The sequence below is a fragment of the Modicisalibacter muralis genome, from assembly GCF_900102945.1.
Classification (GTDB): domain Bacteria; phylum Pseudomonadota; class Gammaproteobacteria; order Pseudomonadales; family Halomonadaceae; genus Modicisalibacter; species Modicisalibacter muralis.
Map to the genome: position 1 here is coordinate 1 of NZ_FNGI01000005.1, position 24,197 is coordinate 24,197.

The following is a 24,197-nucleotide window of genomic DNA, read 5'->3' on the forward strand; positions in this document are numbered from 1 at the left end:
CGTCCGCCGCTCGCCACCAGGAAGCAAGCTTCCCGTGCTGCCGCTCGACTTGCATGTGTTAGGCCTGCCGCCAGCGTTCAATCTGAGCCATGATCAAACTCTTCAGTTGCAATCATTGTGATCCTTGCCCTTCCGAAGAAGAAAGCGGATCAAGCTTGGCTCGAGCTCAAACGTCTCAAACTTGACGAGTCGCTTGTCTCGATCGTCGGTGACTGATCACCGCATCGTCGACAAGCGCCCACATGAATTACCTGATCGATTGTTAAAGAGCGTCGCAACTTGCGTCTGCGCCAGGACTAAAACCCTGACTGCCTCGCTGCGAGAGAGGCGTATTCTACCGATCCGGGCCATTCTGTCAAGATCGAATCGGCGGTGATGTGCTGGCGAAACCCTTGTGGATAACTCAAGCCCGGCATCGCCTGCCGAACCAAAAATCCCAACGCAATCAAGCCATTGCATCATCTTTCACCGCTGACAACGGTTGCTCGTTGCCGGCAGCGGATGCGTACTCTACGGCCTGGAGGGCGCCCTGACAAGCCCTGCCGACAAAAAAGTCTAGTTCAGTAATCTCGTGCTCGCCACGATTGCTTCTGTAATTAGCGAACCCAGCCCCAGAATAGCGGAGCAAGCGCCCACCCGGCCGCTCAAACATCGCAGCGCTTGGCGGGTGTCAGATTACGAATAAATCCATGAACTCATGGACCGGTGTCGCCTCCAGGCCCTGCTGATCCTTGCACAGAGCGAAGATCTTCTGGCTGCGCCCCGTCGGGAAGCGCGTGGCCAGGTTGGTCTTGAACTTGGCTTCCAGCAACGGAATACCATCCGCCCGGCGCCGACGATGGCCGACCGGATATTCGATGGCGACCTGTTCGGTCTTGCTGCCATCGTTGAAGAACACCTGAACGGCATTGGCGATCGAGCGTTTGTCGGCTTCGAGGTACTCGCGGGTGTAACGCTCGTCCTCGACAATCTCCATTTTCCCGCGCAAGTCATCGATGATCGGGTTGTTTTTATGGAAATCATCCTCGTAGTGCTCGGCGACCAGATTGCCGAAGGCCAGTGGCACGGCAGTCATGTATTGCAGGCAGTGGTCGCGGTCGGCCGGATTGGCCAGGTCGCCGACCTTGGAGATGATGCGAATCGCCGATTCATGGGTGGTGATGACGATCCTGTCGATCTCGTCGATTCGATCCTTGGCCTGCGGATGCAGTAAGACGGCGGCCTCGCAGGCGGTCTGGGAGTGGAACTCGGCGGGGAATGATATCTTGAACAGGATATTCTCCATCACGTAGGTGCCGTAGCCCTGGGAGAAGCTGAACTTGCGCTGGCTCTCATCCTTGAGCTTCTGGTCCTTGTTGGTTTTGGAGAACAGCACATCGTAGAAACCCCACTGCGGAGCCGACAGCACGCCGGGAATACCCATCTCGCCACGCAGAGCGATATCCGCCAGACGCACGCCGCGCGAGGTGGCATCACCCGCCGCCCAGGATTTGCGCGAACCAGCGTTGGGCGCATGGCGATAGGTGCGCAGGCTCTGCCCATCGACCCAAGCGTGCGACAGCGCGGCGAGCAGTTGCTCACGATCGGCCCCCATCATCTTGGTGACGACCGCCGTGGTCGCGACCTTGACCAGCACCACATGATCGAGGCCGACGCGGTTGAAGGAGTTTTCCAACGCGATCACGCCCTGGATCTCATGCGCCATGATCATGGCTTCGAGCACGTCGCGCATGGTTAGTGGCGTCTTGCCTTCGGCGATGCGCTTTTGCGACAGGTGATCGGCAACCGCCAGAATGCCGCCCAGGTTATCGGAAGGATGACCCCATTCGGCGGCCAGCCAGGTGTCGTTGTAATCCAGCCAACGAATGATACAGCCGATATCCCAGGCAGCCTTGACAGGGTCGAGTCGAAACGATGTACCCGGCACGCGTGCGCCATGCGGCACCATGGTGCCCTCGACCAACGGGCCGAGATGCTTGGTGCATTCAGGAAAACGCAGCGCTAAAAGCCCACAACCCAGGGTATCCATCAGGCAGTTGCGCGCGGTATCCAGGGCTTCCTGGCTGTCGATGCGGTAGCCGAGCACGTAATCGGCGATGTTCTGCAGCTCGGCGTCGTAATCCGGGCGGACATTGCTTTCGACGGTTGCACTCATATTGCTGCCTCCTCTGCTTCGCTGAATAGGCGTCCAGGCACATCCCTTACTGCCAGGAGTATCGTTGCGAGACGCCCCATCAGCCAACGTCACCGACTAGAGGGCGTCACCCGGCACGCGCACCCAGCCTTCCATCAGCACCCTGGCGCTGCGACTCATGATCGCCTTGGTCGCCGTCCAGTCTCCATTGATCTGGCATGCCTCGGCACCCACGCGCAAGGTGCCGGAAGGATGGCCGAAGCACACCGAGATGCGCTCGCCACCGCCCGCGGCCCGACTGACCAGAGTGCCCGGCACCGCTGCCGCGACACCGATGGCAACCGCAGCGGTGCCCATCATGGCGTGATGCAATTTGCCCATGGAAAGGGCGCGCACCAGCAGATCCACGTCATCGGCGGTAACCGTCTTGCCGCTGGACGTCACATAACCGGCTGGCGGCGCCACGAAAGCCACCTTGGGCGTATGCTGGCGGCCAGCGGCTTGATCGATGTGATCGATCAGCCCCATGCGCACCGCCCCATGGGCGCGCAACAGCTCAAAGCGCGCCAGCGCCTGCAGGTCGCCATTGATCGCCTCTTGAAGCTCGCTGCCGGTGTAGCCGATATCGGCGGCGTTGACGAAGATGGTCGGAATGCCGGCGTTGATCAGGGTCGCCTCGAGCACGCCACCCTTGGCGACACTTTCCGGCACCTCGAGATTGTCGACGACATTGCCGGTAGGAAACATCGCCCCCTCGCCGTCGGCCGGACTCATGAACTCCACCGCCACCTCGGCGGCAGGAAACGTCACGCCGTCGAGTTCGAAGTCGCCGGTTTCCTGCACCTCACCGTCGGTGATCGGCACTCGCGCCACGATGGTCTTGTCGATGTTGGCCTGCCAGATACGCACCGTGGCCACGCCGTTGTGTGGAATGCGCTCGGCAGCCACCAAACCATTGGTGATGGCGAAGGGACCCACCGCGGCAGACAGGTTGCCACAGTTGCCGCTCCAGTCGACGAAGGGCTTGTCGATAGCGACCTGTCCGAACAGATAGTCGACGTCATGGTCGGGCGACTCACTCTTCGACAGAATGACCGTCTTGCTGGTGCTCGAGGTCGCCCCGCCCATGCCGTCGATCTGCTTCTGGTAAGGGTCGGGGCTGCCGATCACCCGCAGCAGCAATCTGTCGCGCGCCTCGCCCGGCACCCGTGCCGCTTCAGGCAGGTCGTCGAGATGAAAAAACACGCCCTTGCTGGTGCCGCCGCGCATATAGGTAGCGGGAATACGAATCTGGGGAATCTGGCTCATCTCAGGCCACCTCCTCGGCTTCCAGGAAGTCCTGGGCAAAACGCTGCAACACGCCACCCGCCGCGTAGATCGATGCCTCTTCCTGAGTATCGAGGCGACAGGTGACCGGCACTTCCTCGCGCTGACCATTCTGGCGATGGATCACCAGGGTCAACTCCGCACGGGGCGTGAACTCACCCACCACATCGTAGGTCTCGCTGCCATCGATGCCCAAGGTGAGGCGCGTGGTACCCGGCTTGAACTCCAGCGGCAGCACGCCCATGCCCACCAGATTGGTGCGGTGGATACGCTCGAAGCCCTCGGCGACGATCGCCTCGACCCCGGCCAGACGCACGCCCTTGGCCGCCCAGTCACGCGATGAGCCCTGGCCATAATCGGCACCGGCGACGATGATCAGCGGCTGCTTGCGTTCCATGTAGGTTTCGATCGCTTCCCACATGCGCACCACCTCGCCCTGCGGCTCGAGGCGCGCCAGCGAGCCCTGGATCACCTCACCCTTCTCGTCGCGGACCATCTCGTTGAGCAGCTTCGGGTTGGCAAAGGTGGCGCGCTGGGCAGTCAGGTGATCGCCGCGGTGGGTGGCATAGGAATTGAAGTCTTCCTTCGGCAGGCCCATCTTCGCCAGATACTCTCCTGCCGCGCTGTCCGGCAGAATGGCGTTGGACGGCGACAGGTGATCGGTAGTGATGTTGTCGCCCAGCACCGCCAGCGCTCGCATGCCTCTCAGCGTGCGCTCGTTGGCCAGCGCGCCTTCCCAGTACGGTGGGCGACGGATGTAGGTACTCATCTCGCGCCAGTCGTACAGCGGGCTCTTGGCTGCCTCGCCTTTATCCAGATCGAACATGGGAATGTAGATGCGATTGAATTGCTCCGGCTTGACGCTTGCCTTGACGATGGCGTCGATCTCGTCGTCGGACGGCCAAATGTCTTTCAGCGTGATCGGATTGCCCCTCTCGTCGAGACCCAGCACATCCTGCTCGATATCGAAGCGCATGGTGCCGGCGATGGCGTAGGCTACCACCAGCGGCGGCGAAGCCAGAAACGCCTGCTTGGCGTAGGGATGGATACGCCCATCGAAGTTACGGTTACCGGACAGCACCGCCGTGGCGTATAGGTCGCGATCGATGATCTCCTGCTGAATCTTCGCGTCCAGCGCGCCTGACATGCCATTACAGGTGGTGCAGGCGTAGGCCACGATGCCGAAGCCGAGCTTTTCGAGTTCCGCCAGCAGGCCGGCCTCTTCCAGATACAGGCGAGCAACCTTGGAGCCCGGCGCAAAGGACGACTTCACCCAGGGTTTGCGGATCAGGCCCAACTCGTTGGCCTTCTTGGCCAGCAGACCGGCGGCGACCACATTGTGTGGATTGGAGGTATTGGTGCAGGAGGTGATAGCGGCGATGATCACCGCGCCGTCCGGCATCTTGCCTTCCCGCTCCTCGGCCTGGGCCTTGGCGCTGTCCTTATAAGAGCGTACGGCGATACCACGTTCGGCAAGCTCGCTGGTCGCCAGCCGTCGATGCGGGTTGGAGGGGCCGGCCATATTGCGCACCACGCTGGACAGATCGAACTCCAGCACCCGCTCGTACTCGGCCTCGACCAGATCATCCGCCCACAGGCCGGTGTGCTTGGCATATTGCTCAACCAGCGCCACCTGCTGCGGCTCGCGTCCGGTCAGTTTCAGGTAATCCAGCGTCTGGTCGTCGATGTAGAACATGCCGGCGGAAGCGCCGAACTCCGGGGTCATGTTGGAGATGGTGGCGCGATCGCCGATGGTCAGGTCGGCCGCGCCCTCGCCGAAGAATTCCAGATACGCCGAGACCACCTTCTCCTTGCGCAGGAACTCGGTGATGGCCAGCACGATATCGGTGGCGGTGATGCCCGGCTGACGCTTGCCGGTGAGCTTGACGCCGATGATATCCGGCAGGCGCATCATCGATGGCTGGCCCAGCATCACGGTTTCCGCCTCCAGACCGCCCACGCCAATCGCGATCACGCCCAGGCAGTCGATGTGCGGGGTGTGGCTGTCGGTGCCCACGCAGGTATCCGGAAAGGCCACGCGCTTGCCATTTTCGTCGGCACGGACCTGGATCACCGGCGACATCTTCTCCAGGTTGATCTGGTGCATGATGCCATTGCCGGCCGGGATCACGTCGACGTTCTCGAATGCGGTCTTGGTCCAGTCGATGAAATGGAAGCGATCCTCGTTGCGGCGATCCTCAATCGCACGGTTCTGCGCGAAGGCATCCTGCTCGAAGCCGGCATGCTCCACGGCCAGCGAGTGATCGACGATCAACTGGGTCGGCACCACTGGATTGACCTTGGCCGGGTCGCCACCCTTTTCAGAGATGACGTCGCGCAGCCCGGCGAGATCGACCAGCGCCGTCTGGCCGAGAATGTCGTGACAGACGACACGTGCCGGGTACCAGGGAAAATCCAGGTCGCTCCGGCGTTCGATGAGCTGCTTCAAGGAATCGCTCAGCATCGCCGGGGCGCAGCGGCGCACCAGCTGCTCGGCCAGCACGCGGGAGGTATAGGGCAGTTTGGCGTAGGCGTTGGGTTGGATGGCATCGACGGCCTCGCGGGCGTCGAAGTAGTCAAGCTCGCTGCCAGGCAGCGTCTTGCGGTATTGGGTATTCATGGCGGCGGGGTCCATCGCGGTATCGAAAGGATCGGGAGACAGGGTGACAGCGGGCGATCATGGCCACGCCATGATCGCCCGTTCAGCCAGGCAGAGAGCTCAGTCGCGCTGCTCGATCGGCACCCATGCCTGCTTCTCCGGACCGGCTTTTTATCGCGCCCAAAGACGCGCGTTCACCGGCCCAGAGACACTTCAGCGGCGCTGCTCGATCGGCACCCATGCCTGCTTCTCCGGCCCGATATAATCGGCGTTGGGGCGGATGATGCGATTGTTCTCACGCTGCTCGAAGACATGCGCGCACCAGCCGGTCAGCCGTGAGCAAACGAAGATCGGGGTAAACAGCTTGGTCGGAATACCCATGAAATGGTAGGCGCTGGCATGGAAGAAGTCGGCATTGCAGAACAGTTTCTTCTCGCGCCACATGACCGCCTCGACACGCTCCGAGACGGGATACAGTCGATCGTCGCCGACATCCTCGGAGAGCTTCTTTGACCATTGCTTGATGATGGCGTTACGCGGATCGGACTCGCGGTAGATGGCGTGCCCGAAACCCATGATCTTTTCCTTGCGCTCGAGCATGCCGAGAATCTTGCGTTCGGCTTCATCGGGCGTCTGCCAGTCTTCGATCATGTCCATCGCCGCCTCGTTGGCGCCACCATGCAGCGGACCACGCAATGAGCCGATCGCGCCGGTCACGCAGCTATGAATATCCGACAACGTCGACGCACAAACCCGCGCGGTGAAGGTCGAGGCATTGAATTCGTGCTCGGCATACAGGATCAGCGAGACGTTCATCACCCTGGCGTGCAGCTCGCTCGCCGGCTCGCCATGCAGTAAGTGCAGGAAATGGCCGCCGATGGAGACGTCATCGGTTTCGGTATCGATGCGCACGCCATCGTGGGAGTAGCGGTACCAGTAATTGATGATTGACGGGAATGCCGCCAGCATGCGATCGCTTTGTTCCTGCTGCTCGTCGAAACTCTGCTCGGTCTCGAGATTGCCGAGCACCGAGGCCCCGGTACGCATCACGTCCATCGGATGCGCATCGGCCGGAATCAGCTCGAGGGCCTTCTTCAGCGGCTCGGGCAGGCCCCGCAGCGATTTCAGCTTGTCGATATAAGCATCGAGTTCGGCCTGGGTCGGCAATTTACCCTTGAGCAGCAGATGAGCCACTTCCTCGAATCGCGCATACTCGGCCAGGTCGTGAATGTCGTAGCCACGATAGGTCAGGCCTGAACCGCTCTTGCCGACAGTACATAAGGCCGTGCTGCCGGCGCTCTGGCCGCGCAGGCCAGCGCCGTTGGTCGGTTGCTCTGCCATGACATGTCTCCTGATATATGAGTTCTGATGTAACTTGCCGCTGTATTGCCGTGCGACTGGGTCGCTCAGTCGTCGCTCTGCGCGGCAAAAAGCGTGTCCAGCTTGCGTTCGAAATCGTGGTAGTCGAGGAAATCGTAGAGTTCGTCGCGCGTCTGCATCATTTCGACGACAGCCTTCTGGTCGCCCTTTTCGAGAATGTTGCGATAGACCGTTAGCGCCGCCGCGTTCATCGCGCGGAAAGCGGACAGCGGATACAGCACCATGCGACAGCCGACTTCCTTCAACTCTTGCTGGGTGAACAGCGGCGTGGCGCCAAACTCGGTGATATTGGCGAGAATCGGCGCATCCACGCCCTCGCAGAACGCCCGGTAGTCATCCAGCGTGTGTACCGCTTCGGCGAAGATGGCATCGGCACCCGCCTCGACGCAGGCGTTGGCCCTGTCGATGGCGGCCTCGAGCCCTTCTTTCTGGAAGGCGTCGGTACGCGCAATCAGGTAGAAGTCCGGATCGAGCTTGGCATCCACGGCAGCCTTGATGCGATCGACCATCTCCTGCTTGGAGACGATCGATTTGTTGGGCCGGTGACCGCAGCGTTTTTGCGCCACCTGATCCTCGAGATGCACGGCCGCCACGCCAGCGCGCCCCATTTCCTTGATGGCTCGGGCGATATTGAAAGCACCGCCCCAACCGGTGTCGATATCCACCAGCAGTGGCAAATCGGTAGCGGCGGTAATCCGCCGGGCATCCTCGACCACATCGTTCATGGTGGTCATGCCCAGATCGGGCAAGCCGAACGAGGCATTGGCCACGCCGCCGCCGGACAGGTAGATCGCCTGGTGGCCGACCTTCTGCGCCATCAGCGCGCTATAGGCATTGATGGTGCCGACGAGGGGCAGCGGTCGGTGGGCGTCGAGCGCGGCACGAAAACGCGCGCCGGGGGTCAATCGGTTCATGAGGACGTCCTTTGAATAGGGGGCATGGGGACCTGCTCTGCTTCGAGCACGGCGGTATAACGCTCGGCCACGTTCTCACGCGAGGCGCTGACGTGACGACGCATCAGCAATTCAGCGAGCTCCTCATCGCCAGCCTCGATGGCATCGACGATTCGGTGGTGCTCGACGAAGGCGCGTTGCGGGCGCGTGCCATTGGCGCTGAACTGGGTTCGATACAAACGCACCAGGTAATAGAGATCGTCGCAAAGAATCGTCATCAGCATGCGGTTGTGACTGCCGAGAACGATGCGATAATGAAAATCGAGATCGCCTTCACGCTGGTAATAGGCTTCGCCGCTTTGCAGGTCGGCCTGGCGTTCATGCAATGCCAGCACTTCGCGAATGCCCGCTATCTCTTCACTGCTCATATTGCGAGCGGCCAGACGCGCCGCCATGCTCTCCATCGCTTCGCGCACATCGAATAGCTCGAGCAGCTCCTGCATCGATAGCTTGACCACCCGCGCGCCGACATGCGGCACACGCTCGATCAATCGATGAGTCTCGAGACGCCGCATGGCTTCACGCAACGGGCCACGCGAAATTCCATAGGTCTGCGATAACCCGGGCTCGGTGATCTTGGTGCCGGGCGCCAGCTCACCACGCACGATGGCATCCTGAAGCTGATTGAAGACCCGCTCGGCCAGCGTGCGAACCTCGGGGAAAGCGCTCTCCTGCATCTTCGAATTCATGGCAATTGTCGACAATCAAAAGGTGCATGAACTTTAGCCAGCCCGTCTCCATCGGTCAATAGTGGATGGATACGCATCATCTACATCTTTTGGCGTAGAAACGACACAGAAGCCCTTGCCAGTTGTCGACAATCAGTGCGCAAACCTTGCATCAACCGATCCTGAATTGAAAGGCCATAGACAGGCATTGGCAGGCCCCGGGCAGCAAAAAAGCGAGGCGTCGGCGGACAAACCTCTATGCGATGCCTAGAATGGTCCGCTTGCCAAGGGATGCACCGCATGAAACCAAGACTCGACATCACCCCACTGCCCTACCATGGCGATCCGCTCGAACGCTTCGCGCGCCTGCGCCAGCGGCGTGGTGCCGTGCTGCTCGATAGCGGTCGACCCGAGGGGCCAGGGGGGCGTTACGACATCCTGTCCAGCGATCCATTGGCCATTTTCGAGGTCGGACTGGACGGCAACCTGCATTGCGATGCGCCCCTGGCGCTACCCGAGGACCCCTTCGCCGCGCAGCAGGTACTACTCGACAGCCTCGAACTCGATGGTCCCGAAAGCGAGCTGCCCTTTCTCGGCGGGCTGATCGGGTATTGGGGCTACGACCTTGGCCGCCGCCTGGAAAAGCTACCGGATCGCTCGCGTAATGCCACATCCCTGCCATGGTGCCGCCTGGGTCTGTACGACTGGGCGTTGATTCACGATCACCAACACTGCAAGGCCTGGCTGGTCGCGACCGCGCAGCGTCGCGCGCAGGTATTGGAGTGGTTGAATGCCGAGCCGGCGCCCGAAAGCTCTTTTGCGATCACCGCCGACTTCAGCGCCGAGATCGATCGCGCCGGCTATGGCGAGCGCTTTCGCGCCGTGCAGCGTTATATCCATGCCGGGGACTGCTACCAGATCAACCTTGCCCAGCGCTTCAGTGCGCCTTACCGGGGCGATCTCTGGCAAGCCTACCGGCGCCTGCGCCAGGCAACGCCCACGCCGTTCGCCGGCTATATGGCATGGGACGACAAGGCGGTATTGTCATTGTCACCGGAGCGCTTTCTCGACGTTCGCGAAGGCCGGGTGGAAACGCGCCCGATCAAGGGCACCCGCGCACGTGGCGACACACCATGGGAGGATCGGGCACTGGCCCAGGCATTGACCGAAAGCAGCAAGGACCGCGCCGAGAACGTGATGATCGTCGACCTGCTGCGTAACGACCTGGGCCGGGTGTGCACGCCGGGCAGCGTACGCGTGCCGCAATTATGCGGCCTGGAAAGCTACGCCAACGTGCATCATCTGGTCAGTGTGGTCACCGGCGAATTAAGCGCCGGCCGCTCGCCACTGGACCTGCTGGCCGCTGCCTTTCCCGGTGGCTCGATCACCGGTGCGCCCAAGGTTCGCGCCATGCAGATCATCGACGAACTGGAGCCCAGCCGGCGCAGCGTCTATTGCGGTAGCCTGGGTTACGTCGATAGTCGTGGCCACATGGACACCTCGATCGCCATTCGCAGCGCCGTGGCCGATGCGGGCCTGTTGCATTTATGGGGCGGCGGCGGCCTGGTCGCCGATTCCGAGGAACAAGCCGAGTATCGTGAAACCCTGGACAAAATCGGCCGACTGATGGAAGCCCTGGCTCAGGATTCACATTCACAGGGGACATGATGTGATCGAAAGCCACACTGCGTCCGCCCCGGCTAGCGATAGCGTCACGCGCTATCTGGCGCGTCGTCGCCGGCAACTGATGCTGCTCGTCGTGGTGGCCGCGCTGACACTGGCCTCTTTCGTTAGCGATGTCGCCATTGGCCCGAGCGATTATCCGTTTAGCGATATCGTCGCCGCTCTCCTGAACCCCGGCGACACATCATCGCTGCTCGGCGTGGTGGTCTGGGAGATTCGCTTGCCCGTGGCAACGATGGCCTTGCTGGTCGGCACCGCTCTGGCGCTGGCCGGTGCCGAGATGCAGACCATCCTCGACAATCCCCTCGCCGACCCTTTCACGCTCGGCGTGTCCTCGGCGGCGAGTTTCGGCGCGGCGCTGGCTATCGTTCTCGGCCTCGGCGTCATACCCATCGCCGGCAGCCTGCTGGTGACCGGCAATGCCTTCGTGTTGGCGATGCTGGCCTCACTGACGATCTGGGGCGTCAGCCGACTACGCGGCGTGAGCGTACAGAGCATGGTGCTGCTGGGCATCGCCATCATGTTCTTTTTCAATGCATTGCTCGGGCTGATGCAATATCTGGCCTCGCCACAGGCTTTGCAGCAACTCATGTTCTGGTCGCTGGGCAGCCTGGCCAAGGCCAGTTGGAGCAAGGTCGGACTCATCGCCTTGACACTGGCGCTCTGCGTACCCGTGTTCGCGCATGCCGGCTGGCGTTTGACCGCGCTGCGCCTGGGCGACATCCACGCCAAGGCGTTGGGCGTCAATGTCGGCCGCCTGCGCCTGACGGTGCTGCTGTGCTGTTCGCTGCTGGCCGCCACCGCGGTGGCCTTTGTCGGCACCATCGGTTTCGTCGGCCTGGTCGGGCCGCATATCGCCCGGCTGCTGGTCGGCGAGGACCAACGCATTTTCATGCCCATGGCGGGACTCTGCGGCGCCCTGATCATGTCGTTGACGTCGATCGTGTCGAAGACGTTGATTCCCGGCATTCTGTTTCCCGTGGGTATCATCACCGCGTTGATCGGCCTGCCGTTCTTCGCCTCGCTGATTCTACGCGGCCGCCGGGAGATATGGGGATGAGCCTGCGTATCGAGTGTCTCAGTTGCCGCATGGGTGGCCAGCCGATTCTGCATCGGGTCGACGATCTCGAAGCGTGGCCCGGCGAGATCACCGCCCTGGTCGGCCCTAACGGCGCCGGCAAATCGACCCTGCTCAAGAACATTGCCGGCCTGGTGACCGCCGCCGGCGGCATCGTGCTCGATGGCGCCTCGCTCTCGAATACCTCCTTCACGGCGCGCGCCCAGAAGCTCTATTACCTGCCTCAGGACATCGGCTCGAACAGCGTGCTTACGGTGTTCGAAGCGGTGCTACTGGCACGCCGCACGCGGACCAGCGAGCATGGTCACGAAGCCCTGTACAAAGTGCGCGATACCCTGCGTGCGCTGGAGTTGGAGGACCTGGCCGAGCGCGCATTGGCCACGCTTTCCGGTGGCCAGCGCCAGCGCGTGGCGATCGCCCAGGCAGTGGTTCGCGAACCGCGACTGCTGCTGCTCGATGAACCGACCAGCGCGCTCGACCTGCATCATCAGTTGCAGGTGCTCGAATGGCTGTCGCGCCTGGCGCGCGAGCGCGGTATCGTCGTGATCATGGCGATTCACGACCTTAGCCTCGCCGCGCGTTTCGCGGCGCATGTCTGGATGCTGCACCAAGGGCGCAGCGTGGCCCACGGCACCCCCGGCGACGTTCTCACCAGAGCCCGGCTGCGCGAAGTCTACGCGATTGAAACGCACATCGAATGGCCTGCTGACCAGCCACCTCGCATTACTCCGCTGGCAGCCACTCGGCGTCTGGGCATATAGCACCGAAATTACTAAGGCATCGATGCGTATTGATATTCGAGTTATATAAGGATCGAACCAAACAGTATTGGGGCGAAGGCCCCGCGCTTTGCTAGGGTATCGACATTATCGGAGGCGTTGCCTCTCATTCGATCCCGGGAGGGCTACATGAACCTGAACATAGACACTATCAATCGGGAGCTCGGCAACGACCCACAGGCGCTGATACGTTGGGGCCTAGGGCTCAATCAACGCGCGATCTGCACGACCAATTTCCGTCCATTCGAGGCGGTGATCCTGCACATGATCACCCAGGTACAGCCGGATATTCCCATTGTCTGGATGGATTCCGGCTACAACACCGATGCGACCTACCGCTTTGCCGACGACATCGCCAAGCGCCTGTCGCTCAACCTGACCGTCTATCATCCGCAGCGCTCGCGGGCCCATCGCGAAGCGCTGGAGGGCCCCACGCCATCGATCGACGACCCGCGCCACGCGGCCTTTACCGACGAGGTCAAGCTCGAGCCTTTCCAGCGCGCCCTGCGTGAAACGGCGCCCGATATCTGGTTTACCGCGTTACGCGCCGAGGACACCGCGCAGCGTGCCCAGATGCAGCCGGTTTCGGTCAATGCCAACGGCTTGATCAAGGTTGCCCCCGTGCTGCATTGGACGGCCAAGGATATGTATCAATATCTGCTCAGGCATGACCTTCCCAACAACTTCGATTACTTCGACCCGACCAAGGTCGAGGACAAGCGCGAATGCGGGCTGCATCTACAGCACTGACCATCAGACGCAACCAAGGCGCCCGTCGAAAAAATTTCGACGGGCGTTTTTCATCGGCGAGCGGTAAGTCGTTTTAACGCACCGGCAGATCGATGCCCTCGAATAACCCATGCTCATGGCGCGGTCCCGCCGCCAGCGCCGCATCGACGATATCGCGCTCGAGATGGGGCGCAAAGCGCTGCACGAAGTCGTACATGTAATTGCGCATGAAGGTACCGCGACGAATACCGATCTTGGTGGTCGAGCTTTCGAACAGGTGACTGGCATCGAGCGGGACGAGATCGGTGTCGGCCTGTGGGTCTATCGCCATGTGCGCGACGATGCCAACGCCCATTCCCAGGCGCACATACGTCTTGATGACGTCGGCATCGGCAGCGGTCAGCACCACGTTGGGCGTCAGGCCCTTGTTGCGAAACGCATCGTCGAGCTGCGAACGACCGGTGAAGCCGAATACGTAAGTCACCAGCGGATATTGCGCCAGGCGCTCCAGGGTTAAATCGCCGAGCTTGGCCAGCGGGTGATCCTCGGGGACCAGCACGCAGCGATTCCAACGATAGCATGGCAATAACACCAGGTCGTTGAATAGCTCCAGCGCCTCGGTGCAGATAGCGAAATCGGCCTGGCCCTCGCTGACCATCTGGGCTATCTGCTTAGGAGTGCCCTGCTGCATGTGCAGCGCCACATCGGGGTACTTGCGCGTGAACTCGCTGATCAGCGGCGGCAACGCATAGCGTGCCTGGGTATGTGTGGTGGCGATGGACAAGCTGCCGCGCCGATCGTCACTGTGCTCCTGTGCGACCTGCTTGATGTTATCGACGGTGCGCAGCACCTGACCAGCCAGCTCGACGATCGATTGTCCCGCCGGGGTGACTCGAGTCAGATGCTTGCCGCTGCGTGCGAATATCTCGACCCCTAGCTCGTCCTCGAGAAGGCGAATTTGCTTGGAGATTCCAGGCTGAGAGGTAAACAGGCTCTGTGCCGTAGCCGAGACATTCAGGTTGTGGCGAGTGACTTCCCAGATATATCGTAACTGTTGGAGCTTCATGCCAGACGTGACTCCTGCCAGGAGGGCAATAGCAGATCAGCCACCACCCATGGTTAATGCCATTGGGAAATAAAATTCTTTAAAGTGATTACTTAATCGAATATAAAGGCATCATAGACGGCTGAATCGATGGCAGCAAGGCGATGACGCAACGGCTTTCGATAGTCGACTGCTATCGCCGCATTCGAGCAACGTCATTTGCCAGCCGGACAGGCGGACGCTACCATCAGCCGACTACGTTATAGACAAGCATGCTAGAGACAAGCACGCTAAAGACAAGCGCTCAGCAATTTTGGAGATTCACATGGCTAACAATGTCGATGTCACCACGGCCAACTTCGAACAGGAAGTCCTCAAGGCCGACAAGCCGGTTCTGCTGAAGTTCTGGGCACCCTGGTGCGGCCCCTGCAAGATGATGGCGCCGGTGGTCGATGAAGTCGCCGACGAAAAAGCCGATAACATCAAGGTCGTCAGCGTCAATGTCGACGACGCGCCGGAAATTGCCGCCGAGCATGGCGTACGTGGCGTGCCCACCGTCATGCTATTCAAGTCTGGCGCCAAGGTCGCCTCGCTGGTCGGTGCGCAGTCCAAATCGCAACTGACCCAGTTTATCGAACAGAACGGCTAAAACCCCGCCCCTGCTCGCTGGATCGACGCCTCGTCATTCGACGGGGCGTTTTGGTGCTGCGAACTCTCTGCCTCGCCCTCTCGACTCGCTACGACCACCCATCATACGCGCCAGCCAGCGCGTCTCCGGATGACTGTTGAGGGCGATTTTCAGTGTCATGGTCAACGGCACCGAAAGCAGCATGCCCACCGGGCCCAGAATCCAACCCCATATCACCAACGATAAGAACGCCGCTAACGTCGACAGGCCCAACGTTTGGCCCATCACACGCGGTTCGATCACGTTGCCCATGGCGAAATTGATGATCAGATAAGCCACCGTCAGTAAACCCGCTTCCCATAACCCGCCTTCCGGCATCACCAGTGCCATCAGCACTGCGGGTATCGCCGCCAGCACCGAGCCAATGTTGGGAATGTAGTTCAAGCAAAATGCTAATGTCGCCCACAGCAGCGGAAAATCAATCCCTATCAGCCAGCACGACAGGTAAACCAACACACCCGAGACCAGGCTGATCAGGGTCTTGACGGCCAGATAGCGCTTGAGATTGTAACTGAACTCCGTGAAGCGCCGCAGGCTAGGCGCCGGGTCGAGCAACGCTTCCGATACCTTGTCGCGAAAGCTGAGCGTCTCGAACAGCATGAAGCTGACGAGCAGGAGAATCAGCAGACTCTGCGACAACAAATTGCCAATGCTTTCCAGTAGCATCGGCATGAACTGCGAGAACGTCGACATATCCAGCCAGCCGGAGATACTGGCCGGCTGCAGATAGCCACCGAGTTGCGGTGCCCAGCTCAACAGTGCGTAATACTGTGCCAGCAGTTGATCTTCCAGATCCGGCAGCACCTTCATGAAAGCCGCGATACTGCCGGCCAGCAGCGACCCCAGCAGAATGACCAACACGCCAAGAATCAGCAACGTGATCATTACCGCCAGGCTGCGCCCCACGCCGTGGCGATGCAGCCAATGCACGGGCGCAGTGCAGAGCACGGCAATGAACAGCGAGAGAATCAATGGCACCAGCAGGCTAGCACCCAGTTTCATGCCACCGATGATTATCACCAGTGCCGCTAGCGACATGGTCAGGTTGAGGGGGATGTGGCGCTTTTTCTTGTCGACGTCGATATCCATGACAGCCTTTCCTGGCAGATGCTGTCCCCATGATGACAAAAAAACGGGTGATTCAGAATCACCCGTTTTTTGGCTCACCTAGACATCAGCGAATGGCTTATTTAATCACGCGCAATGATGCCCGACCCTTGCGTGGCGTTTCGTCATGACTCTCTTCTTCCGCGCTGGACTCGACGTTGCCTTCGACGCTTGCCAGGGTCGGACGCTCGTCATCGTCTTGCACTGCATCCTCTGGCGCAGCCTCTTGATAACCCGGCATCACCGGCTCGTGCCCAAATACCATGCCCACGCCATTCTCGCGAGCATAGAGGGCAATCAACGCCTCGCAGGGCACGATGACCTGCATCGGTTGCCCGCCGAAGCGCGCGCTGAAGGTGACCACATCATTGGCTAACAACAAATCGCGAACCGCCGTTGGCGCGATATTCAAAACGATCTGGCCGTTTTGAATGAACTGGCCAGGCACCTGAACGCCATCGCGTTCGGCATCGACGACGATATACGGCGTTTGGTCATTATCCAGTAACCACTCGTACAGGGCCCTGGCGAGGTAGGGACGGCTGGACAGCATAAGTTTGCCCCCTTGTTTCGGCTGATCGCGACGGGTGCCGGCCGAGCATGACGGGTTCGGCCGGCGAGTCACGACGATGGATTCAGGCGCGCATTTCGCGCTCGTGTTCAGACAATGAAGCCTTGAAGGCATCCCGCGCGAACAGGCGCTCCATATATGAGACCAGCGGCTTGACCTGCTTTTCAGGCAGTTCGATGCCCAGTGCCGGCAAGCGCCATAGAATCGGCGCTATGCAGCAGTCCACCAGCGAGAATTCCTCGCTCATGAAGAACGGCATGTCCTCGAAGATCGGGCTGATGCCCACCAGGCTTTCGCGCAATTCCTTGCGCGCCTTTTCGGCATCCTTCTTGTTGCCAGCGAGCACCACCTCGGCCAGCGGGCACCATTCACGCTCGATGCGATGCATCCACAACCGGCTCTGTGCCCTTGCCACCGGATATACCGGCAGCAATGGCGGATGCGGGAAGCGCTCATCGAGATACTCCATCATCACCTTGGATTCATAGAGCACCAGGTCGCGGTCCAACAGCGTGGGAACGCTGTTGTACGGATTGAGATCCGCCAGCTCGGCGGGACGGCTATCCTCGGTGACATCGACAATATCCACGGCGACGCCCTTCTCGGCCAGCACGATACGCACGCGATGGCTGTAATGATCATCACTGCCGGAGTAGAAGGTCATCGACGACCGCTTGGCCACTACACCCATGTAACACTTCCTCGCATCAGTTCGAGTGGGGATGATAACACGACATACGTAGGACGAGAGCCGCTCGCGACTCTGATTGATCGCCACTCGCCCGAGCGCGGCCCGACCCATACGCAGCGGGGGCGCACGGCCAGCAAGCCGCACGCCCCCACTCAGAGAAGGCGCCGTCAGTGAATGTCGCGCCAGTACTCACGCTTGAGCAGGTAAGCGATCAAGCCGAAGATAACCAGGAAAATCAGCACTTTCGGCCCAAGAGATTGCGCCTGCAGCCTGGCCGGCTCGCCAACATAGGCGAGGAAGTTTGTCAGGTCCCACATCGCCTGATCGAACTCCTCCGGACTCATCGAGCCAGGCTCAGTGATCTGCAGCACATGGCAGGATTCGTAGAGCCCCGAAAGCGGATCCAGCTTGGCGTCCGGCACCCCGGCCTCGGATGTGCGCGCGCAGACCATCTCCTGCACGCCTTGTAGCGGCTCCAGCACGTTGGGCATGCCGACATCGGGGAACACCGTGTTATTGACGCCCCACGGCCGCTCGGGATCCTTGTAGAAGCTGCGCAGGTAGGTGTAAATCCAATCGGTACCGCGCAGACGCGCTTCCAGCGTCAGATCCGGCGGCGCAGCGCCGAACCAACCAGCCGCGTCCTCTTCCTCCATGGCGATACGCATCTGATCGTTGAAGGTGAGGTCCTCGGCGAAGATCAGGTTTTCTTCGACCAGGTCTTGAGATATGCCGAGATCCTCGGCGGCACGGCTGAAACGCTGATACTCGAGTGAGTGACAACCCATGCAGTAGTTGACGTAAAGCTTCATGCCGTTCTGCAACGACGCCTTGTCGTGCAGGTCGGGGGTCATCTCGTCGAGATGAACATTGCCTTCCGCCGCCAAGGCATTGAAGGGCACCAGCGCGAAGAGCAGTGCGAACAGTTGCTTTTTCATTAGCCAGTCACCCTTTCCGGAACGGGTTTGGTCTTCTCGAGCCGGGTATACAGCGGCATCAGCAGGAAGTAGGCGAAATAAATCCCGGTGGCGACTTGCGCAATTACCGTGCGCGTGTCGGTCGTGGGTAGCACACCGAGTACGCCCAGGGTGACGAAAGCCACTGCGAACAGCGCGAGCATCACCTTGGAGATCCAACCCTTGTAGCGCATCGAGCGCACCGGACTGCGATCCAACCAGGGCATGACGAAAAGCAACGCAATGGATAAGCCCATCGTCACCACGCCCCAGAACTTGGCGGGCAGAGCGAACAGATCGAAGGTAATTGCACGCAGAATCGCGTAGAACGGCGTGAAGTACCATACCGGAGCGATATGCGAAGGCGTCTTCAGCGGATCGGATGGCTCGAAGTTGGGCTTTTCGATGAAATAGCCACCGCCCTCGGGGAAGTAGAAAATCACCCCGCAGAAAACGAACAGGAACACCGCGACACCAAAGATATCCTTGACCGTGTAGTAAGGATGGAACGGAATACCGTCCAGCGGCTTGCCGGTTTCATCCGTGTTGTCCTTGATATCGATGCCATCGGGATTGTTGGAGCCGACCTCGTGCAGGGCCACCAGGTGCAGCACCACCAGCCCAAGAATCACGATTGGCAGAGCCACTACATGCAAGGCAAAGAAGCGATTCAGAGTGATACCGGAAATCAGGAAGTCGCCGCGAATCCACTGCGACAGGTCAGGGCCGATTACGGGGATCGCCGAGAACAGCGAGATGATCACCTGGGCGCCCCAGTAGGACATCTGCCCCCAGGGCAGTAGATAGCCCATGAAGGCCTCGGCCATCAACGCCAGATAGATGCACATGCCGAAAATCCAGATCAGTTCGCGCGGCGCCTTGTAGGAGCCGTAGAGCAGACCACGAAACATGTGCAGATAAATCACCACGAAAAAGGCCGAGGCCCCGGTGGAGTGCATATAGCGGATCAGCCAACCGTAGTTGACGTCACGCATGATGTACTGGATGGAAGCGAAGGCACCTTCGGCCGTCGGATTGTAGCTCATGGTCAACCAAACCCCTGTGAGGATCTGATTGACCAACATCAGCATGGCCAGCGAGCCGAAGAAATACCAGAAGTTGAAGTTCTTGGGCGCGTAGTACTGGGACAGATGGTCCTGCCACATCTGAGTGGCGGGAAAGCGGTCGTCGACCCAGCGCATGAACCCCTTTTCCGCCTTGGCACGATTCGGATTACCCATCAGGCTGTCTCCACGTCTTCGCCGACCACGATAACGGTATCGCTATCGTAACGATGCGGTGGCACCTCCAGATTCAATGGTGCCGGCACCCCCGTAAACACGCGCCCGGCCAGATCGAAACGCGAACCATGGCAAGCACACAGATAACCGCCCGGCCAGTCCCCGCCGATATCGGCGGCACCCGGCTCGGGTCGGAAGGCCGGTGAGCAGCCCAAGTGGGTGCAAATACCGATGAGCACACCAACCTCGGGCTTGATGGAACGCAGCGGGCCTTCGATGTAGGCAGGTTGCTGAGGCGCTTCGGAGCGTGGGTCGCGAAGCTGGCTGGGATCGATACTCTTGGTCTGTTCGATCATCGCTTCGGAGCGGCGCAATATCCATACCGGGCGCCCCCGCCATTCAGCCGTCATCTGCTGACCGACCTCCAGCTTGGAGACGTCCGCACTTACCGGGGCACCGGCCGCCAGCGCCTTCGCGCTCGGCTGCCAGGAAGCTACAAAGGGGACCGCTACCCCGACGGCACCCACCGCACCCACGACGGTGGTGGCACCAACGAGGAAACGGCGCCGCCCTTTGTTTACGCCGTTATCTGCCATCTTCAGGTTTCTCCCATCGACTTACCCGCAGTTCCGCCACGAGCCGACCCATCACCAGCAAGAACTCGCAACTCACGGATACAAATGCCAGCCATGTTAAGAAAAGGCGCCATTCAACACAAGCTAGCGCTTCATCACGAAGTTTTAATGTTATTGAAATTCAAAAAAAAGCGCTCAGACCAGAAGGCCTGAACGCTTTTGCACCTTGCGCGGAAAAATCAGCGCTTGGAGAACTGCGGGCGACGACGCGCCTTGCGCAGACCCACTTTCTTACGCTCGACTTCACGAGCGTCACGGGTCACGTAGCCGGCTTCGCGCAACGGCCTACGGAAATCTTCGTTGTAGCCGATCAGCGCACGAGTGATGCCGTGGCGAATAGCGCCCGCCTGAGCGGAACCACCACCACCCTTGACGGTGATGTAGGCATCGAACTGTTCACCGGTCTGGGTCAGCTCGAACGGCTGGCGCACCACCATCTGAGCGGTAACGCGACCGAAGTATTCGCCCAGCTCGCGGCTGTTGACGGTAATCTTGCCGGTGCCCGGCCTCAGGAACACGCGGGCCGTGGAGGTCTTGCGGCGCCCGGTACCATAATACTGCTGTGACATGGCGTTATATCCCCTTAGAGGTTCAGTTCTTGTGGCTGCTGTGCCGCGTGCGGGTGCTCGGTGCCAGCGTAGACCTTGAGTTTGGTGTACATGGCACGACCCAGCGGTCCCTTCGGCAACATGCCCTTGACGGCAGACTCAATGACACGCTGCGGGGCGTGATCGATCATCTTCTCGAAGGACATCGAACGCAGGCCACCCGGGTAGCCGGTATGACGGTAATAATTCTTGGCCTGAGCCTTGTTGCCGGTCACGCGCACTTTCTCGGCGTTGACGACGACGATGTAGTCGCCGGTATCGACGTGCGGCGTGTACTCAGGCTTGTGCTTGCCGCGCAGGCGGCGAGCGATTTCGGTGGCCAGACGGCCGAGCGTCTTGTCCGTGGCGTCGACGACATACCAGTCGCGCTGGACGGACTGCGGCTTAGCACTGAACGTCTTCATGGGTTGAATCACCAATCGGTATATTGGGCCTGATGCCATGGGAGGCACCGACCATCCCTATTTTTCTTGGTTGCCACCTGGAACCACGCGGTGACAACGGTCGAGCGAGCGCGCATTGTACATGACCCCAGAGCCAAGGTTAAGGGTAAATTCGCTCGACTAGGGCTTGTGCGCCAGCGCCAGGTACTCGCGCGATTGCATCTCCTGCAACCTCGATAGCGTACGGGCGAACTCGAACGTCAGCGAGCCTTCGCTATATAATTGCTCGGCGGGCGCCTCGGCCGACATCAACAGCTTGACGCCACGATCGTAGAACTCATCGACCATATTGATGAAACGGCGTGCCTGGTCCTCGCTGCCACGCCCCATTCGCGGCACGTCGGAAACCAGCACGGTATGAAACTCGCGGGCCAGTTCGATGTAATCGTTCTGGCTACGCGGACCATCGCACAACACCGCGAAATCGAACCATACGACGTCCTCATGCAGGCGACGCGACGTCAGCACGCGATGGTTGATTTCGATCGGTGCGTCGTCCTCGCCCTCGGCGCCGGCGATTTCGCGAAAACTGCGCGCCAGCTCGGTGGCGGCCCGGTCGTCCAGTGGCGAGTGAAATATCTCGGCCCGCTCCAGCGCACGCAGCCGGTAATCGATGCCCGAATCGACATTGACGACGTCGCAATGGCGCTTGAGCAGGTCGATCGCTGGCAAAAAGCGCGCGCGCTGCAGGCCATCCTTGTAGAGATCGTCGGGCACGATGTTGGATGTCGTGACCAGCACCACGCCCTTGGCGAACAGCGCTTCGAGCAAGTTGGCGAGGATCATCGCATCGGTAATGTCCTTGACGAAGAATTCGTCGAAGCAGATGACCCGCGCTTCGCTGGCGAACTTGCCGGCAATCAATGTCAGCGGATTCTTCTCGCCCTTGTAATGTCCAAGCTCGGTATGCACCCGCTGCATGAAGCGGTGGAAGTGAGTGCGCATCTTGTCGGGAAACGGCAGCGACTCATAGAAGGTATCGACCAGATAGGTCTTGCCGCGCCCTACGCCACCCCAGAAATACAGCCCCATCACCGTGGGCTCGACAGGCTCCGGCATGCCGGCCGCTTTCCTGTTGAAAAGACTCGCCACTCGGTATTTCAAGCCTTTATCCGCGAACGTCGTGGCAAGTGACTTGCGTGATGTGTCCAGCAGTTCGTCATAGAGTCGTTGCAGATGCTCGACGGCTCGCTCCTGTGCACTGTCGTACTGGAAACCTTCACGCGCCAGATCGGCGCGATAGCGGGCCATGGGCGTACCCGACCGGTGGGCGTCCGAGGACTGCAGGGAAGATGTCGTTGTTGCGCACATGGACGTCTGGCATACCTCGGATTGCGATCATTTAGCCAGTCATTATACGCCGGCAAGCCTTTTCGCGCATGGGCCGGCACACGGTTACACCAAAGCCCGCGTTGACCTGGGTCGCGCCCTGCCCCGTATAATGAAATTGCCTGCGACGCCAACCAAGGCCACTCAACCGCGCGCACAGTGCCGGCGCATGTCCTTGGCCAAGGGCTGCGAACCGGATGAGAGTAATAAAGGGGAACGACGTGTACGAAAGCAACATCGATTGGATTCTGGCTATCGCCAGCTTTCTGGCGGGCATCGGTATCGGCGCCCTGGGCTATCACCTGCTCAACACCAACGTGGCGCGCAACCAGAAGGTTCGCCAGCGCCTGGCGGAAACCGAGCTCGAGCTCAACCAGATCAAGGATGCGCTCAACGATCACTTCGCCAGGGCCGCCGACCTGATAACCGGAATTCAACGCCAGAGCCTGGAGCTGGAACAGCAGCTCGCTCAGGGGGCCGAGAAGTTATGCGACGACCTGCAGCTCAAACGCAAGCTGGCCGGCAATAGCGAAGACGACACGCCCCCTGCCGAGACCCCGCAGATGCCACGCGACTACGCCGACGGCAACCGTGGCACCCTGTCCGAGGATTTCGGACTGCGCCCCGACAGTACGAGCGGGAACAGGAACCAGAGCGAAAAACAGCAGACACATCCGCTGCGTTATTGATGCGGATTCAGCCTTGGCAAGCCGCCCCGGCTTCATCCTGTGGCGGCTTGCTGGAATCAACGTCTAGGCCGGATTGTCTATATCCACGAAACGGTGCTCGACAGCAAATTCATCGGCCAGCCACTCACCCAACGCCTTGGCGCCATAGCGCTCGGTGGCATGGTGTCCCGCAGCGAAATAACTGATGCCCAACTCGCGCGCCAGGTGTGTGGTTCGCTCGGAAATCTCGCCCGAAACGAAGGCATCCGCGCCGGCATCGGCCGCCAGGCCGATCATGTCCTGAGCACCGCCGGTACACCAGGCGACCTGCTTGATTTCGCGCTCGTGGCCGAGGATGACCAATGGCTCGCGCCCCAGGCGCTGCGCCAGGTGTCGCCCCAGCCCGGCACTATCCAGGCCCATCGGCGGTGTGCCCAGCCACACCAGCCCATCGCCCAGTTCACCATCGATGCAGCGCTGGACGCGAAAGTCCAGCTCGGCGGCCAAGCGCGCGTTGTTACCCAGTTCGGGATGCGCATCCAACGGCAAGTGATAGGCCAGCAGACTGATATCGTTAGCCAACAATGTCGCCAGGCGCCGGCGCTTCATGCCAGTGATCTCCACCGGCTCGTTCTTCCAGAAATAGCCATGGTGAACCAATATCAGATCGGCGCCCCAGGCGACGGCTTCATCGAGCAACGCCTGGCAGGCGGTGACGCCGCTCATCACCTTGCCGACCTGGTCACGCCCGGCCACCTGCAAGCCATTGACGGTGTAATCCTTGAAGCGCTCGGGGCGCAAGCGAGCGTCGCAGGCATGCACCAGCTGGTCACGGGTTATCATGGTTTCCTCCGGGCAGTCGACATTTGGCAATGCTACAATTGCC

Annotated in this window: 23 protein-coding genes and 1 rRNA gene; 6 read left to right on the forward strand and 18 right to left on the reverse strand. The window is 60.5% G+C overall.

The genetic code is table 11. The features are described from left to right. The 7 genes from BLR92_RS09955 to BLR92_RS09990 all read right to left on the reverse strand — a co-directional run. Positions 1–109, reverse strand: a 16S ribosomal RNA gene (locus BLR92_RS09955); the annotation flags it as partial. A gap of 561 nt (positions 110–670) precedes the next feature. Beyond that, on the reverse strand, positions 671–2,155 hold the full coding sequence (prpD, locus tag BLR92_RS09965; protein ID WP_089728093.1) for a 2-methylcitrate dehydratase: 1,485 nt from the start codon (positions 2,153–2,155) through the stop codon (positions 671–673). A 96-nt stretch (positions 2,156–2,251) separates the two neighbouring features. Further along, positions 2,252–3,442: a 2-methylaconitate cis-trans isomerase PrpF gene (gene prpF / locus BLR92_RS09970; protein ID WP_089728095.1), complete on the reverse strand. Its 1,191-nt coding sequence runs from the start codon at positions 3,440–3,442 to the stop codon at positions 2,252–2,254. A 1-nt stretch (position 3,443) separates the two neighbouring features. Beyond that, on the reverse strand, positions 3,444–6,080 hold the full coding sequence (gene acnD / locus BLR92_RS09975) for a Fe/S-dependent 2-methylisocitrate dehydratase AcnD (RefSeq protein ID WP_089728504.1): 2,637 nt from the start codon (positions 6,078–6,080) through the stop codon (positions 3,444–3,446). A 192-nt stretch (positions 6,081–6,272) separates the two neighbouring features. After that, positions 6,273–7,400, reverse strand: a complete 1,128-nt coding sequence (prpC, locus tag BLR92_RS09980) for a bifunctional 2-methylcitrate synthase/citrate synthase (protein ID WP_089728097.1) — start codon at positions 7,398–7,400, stop codon at positions 6,273–6,275. A 65-nt stretch (positions 7,401–7,465) separates the two neighbouring features. Further along, the gene (gene prpB / locus BLR92_RS09985) at positions 7,466–8,353 is read right to left on the reverse strand and encodes a methylisocitrate lyase (RefSeq protein ID WP_089728099.1); all 888 of its coding nucleotides are present in this window, start codon (positions 8,351–8,353) and stop codon (positions 7,466–7,468) included. After that, positions 8,350–9,081 carry a GntR family transcriptional regulator gene (locus BLR92_RS09990; RefSeq protein WP_175488776.1) on the reverse strand — a complete coding sequence of 244 codons (732 nt, stop codon included), beginning with the start codon at positions 9,079–9,081 and terminating at the stop codon, positions 8,350–8,352. Before BLR92_RS09990 ends, prpB begins: the two co-directional genes overlap by 4 nt. A gap of 279 nt (positions 9,082–9,360) precedes the next feature. Here BLR92_RS09990 and pabB point away from each other — a divergent pair, with 279 nt between their 5' ends. From pabB to BLR92_RS10010, 4 genes are all read left to right on the forward strand, one after another. After that, complete coding sequence (gene pabB / locus BLR92_RS09995) at positions 9,361–10,728, forward strand: aminodeoxychorismate synthase component I (protein WP_089728103.1); 1,368 nt, start codon at positions 9,361–9,363, stop codon at positions 10,726–10,728. A 1-nt stretch (position 10,729) separates the two neighbouring features. Further along, the gene (locus tag BLR92_RS10000; RefSeq protein ID WP_245704167.1) at positions 10,730–11,803 is read left to right on the forward strand and encodes a FecCD family ABC transporter permease; all 1,074 of its coding nucleotides are present in this window, start codon (positions 10,730–10,732) and stop codon (positions 11,801–11,803) included. Further along, complete coding sequence (locus BLR92_RS10005; RefSeq protein WP_089728104.1) at positions 11,800–12,582, forward strand: ABC transporter ATP-binding protein; 783 nt, start codon at positions 11,800–11,802, stop codon at positions 12,580–12,582. Before BLR92_RS10000 ends, BLR92_RS10005 begins: the two co-directional genes overlap by 4 nt. 147 nt (positions 12,583–12,729) lie before the next feature. Next, positions 12,730–13,350, forward strand: coding sequence for a phosphoadenosine phosphosulfate reductase domain-containing protein (locus BLR92_RS10010; RefSeq protein ID WP_089728106.1), 621 nt, complete (start codon positions 12,730–12,732; stop codon positions 13,348–13,350). 73 nt (positions 13,351–13,423) lie between these two features. On the opposite strand, the gene cysB is transcribed toward BLR92_RS10010, so the two are convergent. Beyond that, positions 13,424–14,395 carry an HTH-type transcriptional regulator CysB gene (gene cysB / locus BLR92_RS10015; RefSeq protein ID WP_089728108.1) on the reverse strand — a complete coding sequence of 324 codons (972 nt, stop codon included), beginning with the start codon at positions 14,393–14,395 and terminating at the stop codon, positions 13,424–13,426. A gap of 304 nt (positions 14,396–14,699) precedes the next feature. Here cysB and trxA point away from each other — a divergent pair, with 304 nt between their 5' ends. After that, on the forward strand, positions 14,700–15,023 hold the full coding sequence (trxA, locus tag BLR92_RS10020) for a thioredoxin (protein WP_089728110.1): 324 nt from the start codon (positions 14,700–14,702) through the stop codon (positions 15,021–15,023). Positions 15,024–15,056: 33 nt separating this feature from the next. Here trxA and BLR92_RS10025 read toward each other — a convergent pair whose 3' ends face one another. The 9 genes from BLR92_RS10025 to zapE all read right to left on the reverse strand — a co-directional run bounded on the left by BLR92_RS10025 (position 15,057) and on the right by zapE (position 22,565). Beyond that, positions 15,057–16,151, reverse strand: a complete 1,095-nt coding sequence (locus tag BLR92_RS10025; protein WP_089728112.1) for an AI-2E family transporter — start codon at positions 16,149–16,151, stop codon at positions 15,057–15,059. Positions 16,152–16,248: 97 nt separating this feature from the next. After that, on the reverse strand, positions 16,249–16,722 hold the full coding sequence (locus tag BLR92_RS10030; protein ID WP_089728114.1) for a ClpXP protease specificity-enhancing factor: 474 nt from the start codon (positions 16,720–16,722) through the stop codon (positions 16,249–16,251). Positions 16,723–16,804: 82 nt separating this feature from the next. Then, positions 16,805–17,431, reverse strand: coding sequence for a stringent starvation protein SspA (sspA, locus tag BLR92_RS10035; RefSeq protein WP_089728116.1), 627 nt, complete (start codon positions 17,429–17,431; stop codon positions 16,805–16,807). A gap of 167 nt (positions 17,432–17,598) precedes the next feature. After that, on the reverse strand, positions 17,599–18,369 hold the full coding sequence (locus BLR92_RS10040) for a cytochrome c1 (protein ID WP_089728117.1): 771 nt from the start codon (positions 18,367–18,369) through the stop codon (positions 17,599–17,601). Next, on the reverse strand, positions 18,369–19,628 hold the full coding sequence (locus BLR92_RS10045; RefSeq protein WP_089728118.1) for a cytochrome b: 1,260 nt from the start codon (positions 19,626–19,628) through the stop codon (positions 18,369–18,371). Before BLR92_RS10045 ends, BLR92_RS10040 begins: the two co-directional genes overlap by 1 nt. Further along, positions 19,628–20,224 (reverse strand): ubiquinol-cytochrome c reductase iron-sulfur subunit, encoded by a 597-nt coding sequence (gene petA / locus BLR92_RS10050; protein WP_089728119.1) that lies wholly within the window; start codon positions 20,222–20,224, stop codon positions 19,628–19,630. Before petA ends, BLR92_RS10045 begins: the two co-directional genes overlap by 1 nt. Before the next feature lie 218 nt (positions 20,225–20,442). Continuing rightward, on the reverse strand, positions 20,443–20,832 hold the full coding sequence (gene rpsI / locus BLR92_RS10055) for a 30S ribosomal protein S9 (protein WP_089728121.1): 390 nt from the start codon (positions 20,830–20,832) through the stop codon (positions 20,443–20,445). A gap of 14 nt (positions 20,833–20,846) precedes the next feature. Then, on the reverse strand, positions 20,847–21,275 hold the full coding sequence (rplM, locus tag BLR92_RS10060; protein ID WP_089728123.1) for a 50S ribosomal protein L13: 429 nt from the start codon (positions 21,273–21,275) through the stop codon (positions 20,847–20,849). A gap of 159 nt (positions 21,276–21,434) precedes the next feature. Further along, positions 21,435–22,565, reverse strand: a complete 1,131-nt coding sequence (gene zapE / locus BLR92_RS10065; protein ID WP_245704168.1) for a cell division protein ZapE — start codon at positions 22,563–22,565, stop codon at positions 21,435–21,437. 299 nt (positions 22,566–22,864) lie between these two features. Between zapE and BLR92_RS10070 the strand changes: the two genes are divergently transcribed. Then, a complete protein-coding gene (locus BLR92_RS10070) occupies positions 22,865–23,332 on the forward strand; it encodes a Z-ring associated ZapG family protein (RefSeq protein ID WP_089728128.1) in 468 nt (155 codons plus the stop codon). Positions 23,333–23,395: 63 nt separating this feature from the next. On the opposite strand, the gene BLR92_RS10075 is transcribed toward BLR92_RS10070, so the two are convergent. Continuing rightward, the gene (locus tag BLR92_RS10075; RefSeq protein WP_089728131.1) at positions 23,396–24,154 is read right to left on the reverse strand and encodes a Nif3-like dinuclear metal center hexameric protein; all 759 of its coding nucleotides are present in this window, start codon (positions 24,152–24,154) and stop codon (positions 23,396–23,398) included. Between the last annotated feature and the right edge of the window lie 43 nt (positions 24,155–24,197).

Bases quoted from the DNA above. Each gene is read 5' to 3' on its own strand.
- prpD (WP_089728093.1), bottom strand. From the start codon at position 2,155: ATGAGTGCAACCGTCGAAAGCAATGTCCGCCCGGATTACGACGCCGAG.
- prpF (WP_089728095.1), bottom strand. From the start codon at position 3,442: ATGAGCCAGATTCCCCAGATTCGTATTCCCGCTACCTATATGCGCGGC.
- acnD (WP_089728504.1), bottom strand. From the start codon at position 6,080: ATGAATACCCAATACCGCAAGACGCTGCCTGGCAGCGAGCTTGACTAC.
- prpC (WP_089728097.1), bottom strand. From the start codon at position 7,400: ATGGCAGAGCAACCGACCAACGGCGCTGGCCTGCGCGGCCAGAGCGCC.
- prpB (WP_089728099.1), bottom strand. From the start codon at position 8,353: ATGAACCGATTGACCCCCGGCGCGCGTTTTCGTGCCGCGCTCGACGCC.
- BLR92_RS09990 (WP_175488776.1), bottom strand. From the start codon at position 9,081: ATGAATTCGAAGATGCAGGAGAGCGCTTTCCCCGAGGTTCGCACGCTG.
- pabB (WP_089728103.1), top strand. From the start codon at position 9,361: ATGAAACCAAGACTCGACATCACCCCACTGCCCTACCATGGCGATCCG.
- BLR92_RS10005 (WP_089728104.1), top strand. From the start codon at position 11,800: ATGAGCCTGCGTATCGAGTGTCTCAGTTGCCGCATGGGTGGCCAGCCG.
- BLR92_RS10010 (WP_089728106.1), top strand. From the start codon at position 12,730: ATGAACCTGAACATAGACACTATCAATCGGGAGCTCGGCAACGACCCA.
- cysB (WP_089728108.1), bottom strand. From the start codon at position 14,395: ATGAAGCTCCAACAGTTACGATATATCTGGGAAGTCACTCGCCACAAC.
- trxA (WP_089728110.1), top strand. From the start codon at position 14,700: ATGGCTAACAATGTCGATGTCACCACGGCCAACTTCGAACAGGAAGTC.
- BLR92_RS10025 (WP_089728112.1), bottom strand. From the start codon at position 16,151: ATGGATATCGACGTCGACAAGAAAAAGCGCCACATCCCCCTCAACCTG.
- BLR92_RS10030 (WP_089728114.1), bottom strand. From the start codon at position 16,722: ATGCTGTCCAGCCGTCCCTACCTCGCCAGGGCCCTGTACGAGTGGTTA.
- sspA (WP_089728116.1), bottom strand. From the start codon at position 17,431: ATGGGTGTAGTGGCCAAGCGGTCGTCGATGACCTTCTACTCCGGCAGT.
- BLR92_RS10040 (WP_089728117.1), bottom strand. From the start codon at position 18,369: ATGAAAAAGCAACTGTTCGCACTGCTCTTCGCGCTGGTGCCCTTCAAT.
- BLR92_RS10045 (WP_089728118.1), bottom strand. From the start codon at position 19,628: ATGGGTAATCCGAATCGTGCCAAGGCGGAAAAGGGGTTCATGCGCTGG.
- petA (WP_089728119.1), bottom strand. From the start codon at position 20,224: ATGGCAGATAACGGCGTAAACAAAGGGCGGCGCCGTTTCCTCGTTGGT.
- rpsI (WP_089728121.1), bottom strand. From the start codon at position 20,832: ATGTCACAGCAGTATTATGGTACCGGGCGCCGCAAGACCTCCACGGCC.
- rplM (WP_089728123.1), bottom strand. From the start codon at position 21,275: ATGAAGACGTTCAGTGCTAAGCCGCAGTCCGTCCAGCGCGACTGGTAT.
- zapE (WP_245704168.1), bottom strand. From the start codon at position 22,565: ATGGCCCGCTATCGCGCCGATCTGGCGCGTGAAGGTTTCCAGTACGAC.
- BLR92_RS10075 (WP_089728131.1), bottom strand. From the start codon at position 24,154: ATGATAACCCGTGACCAGCTGGTGCATGCCTGCGACGCTCGCTTGCGC.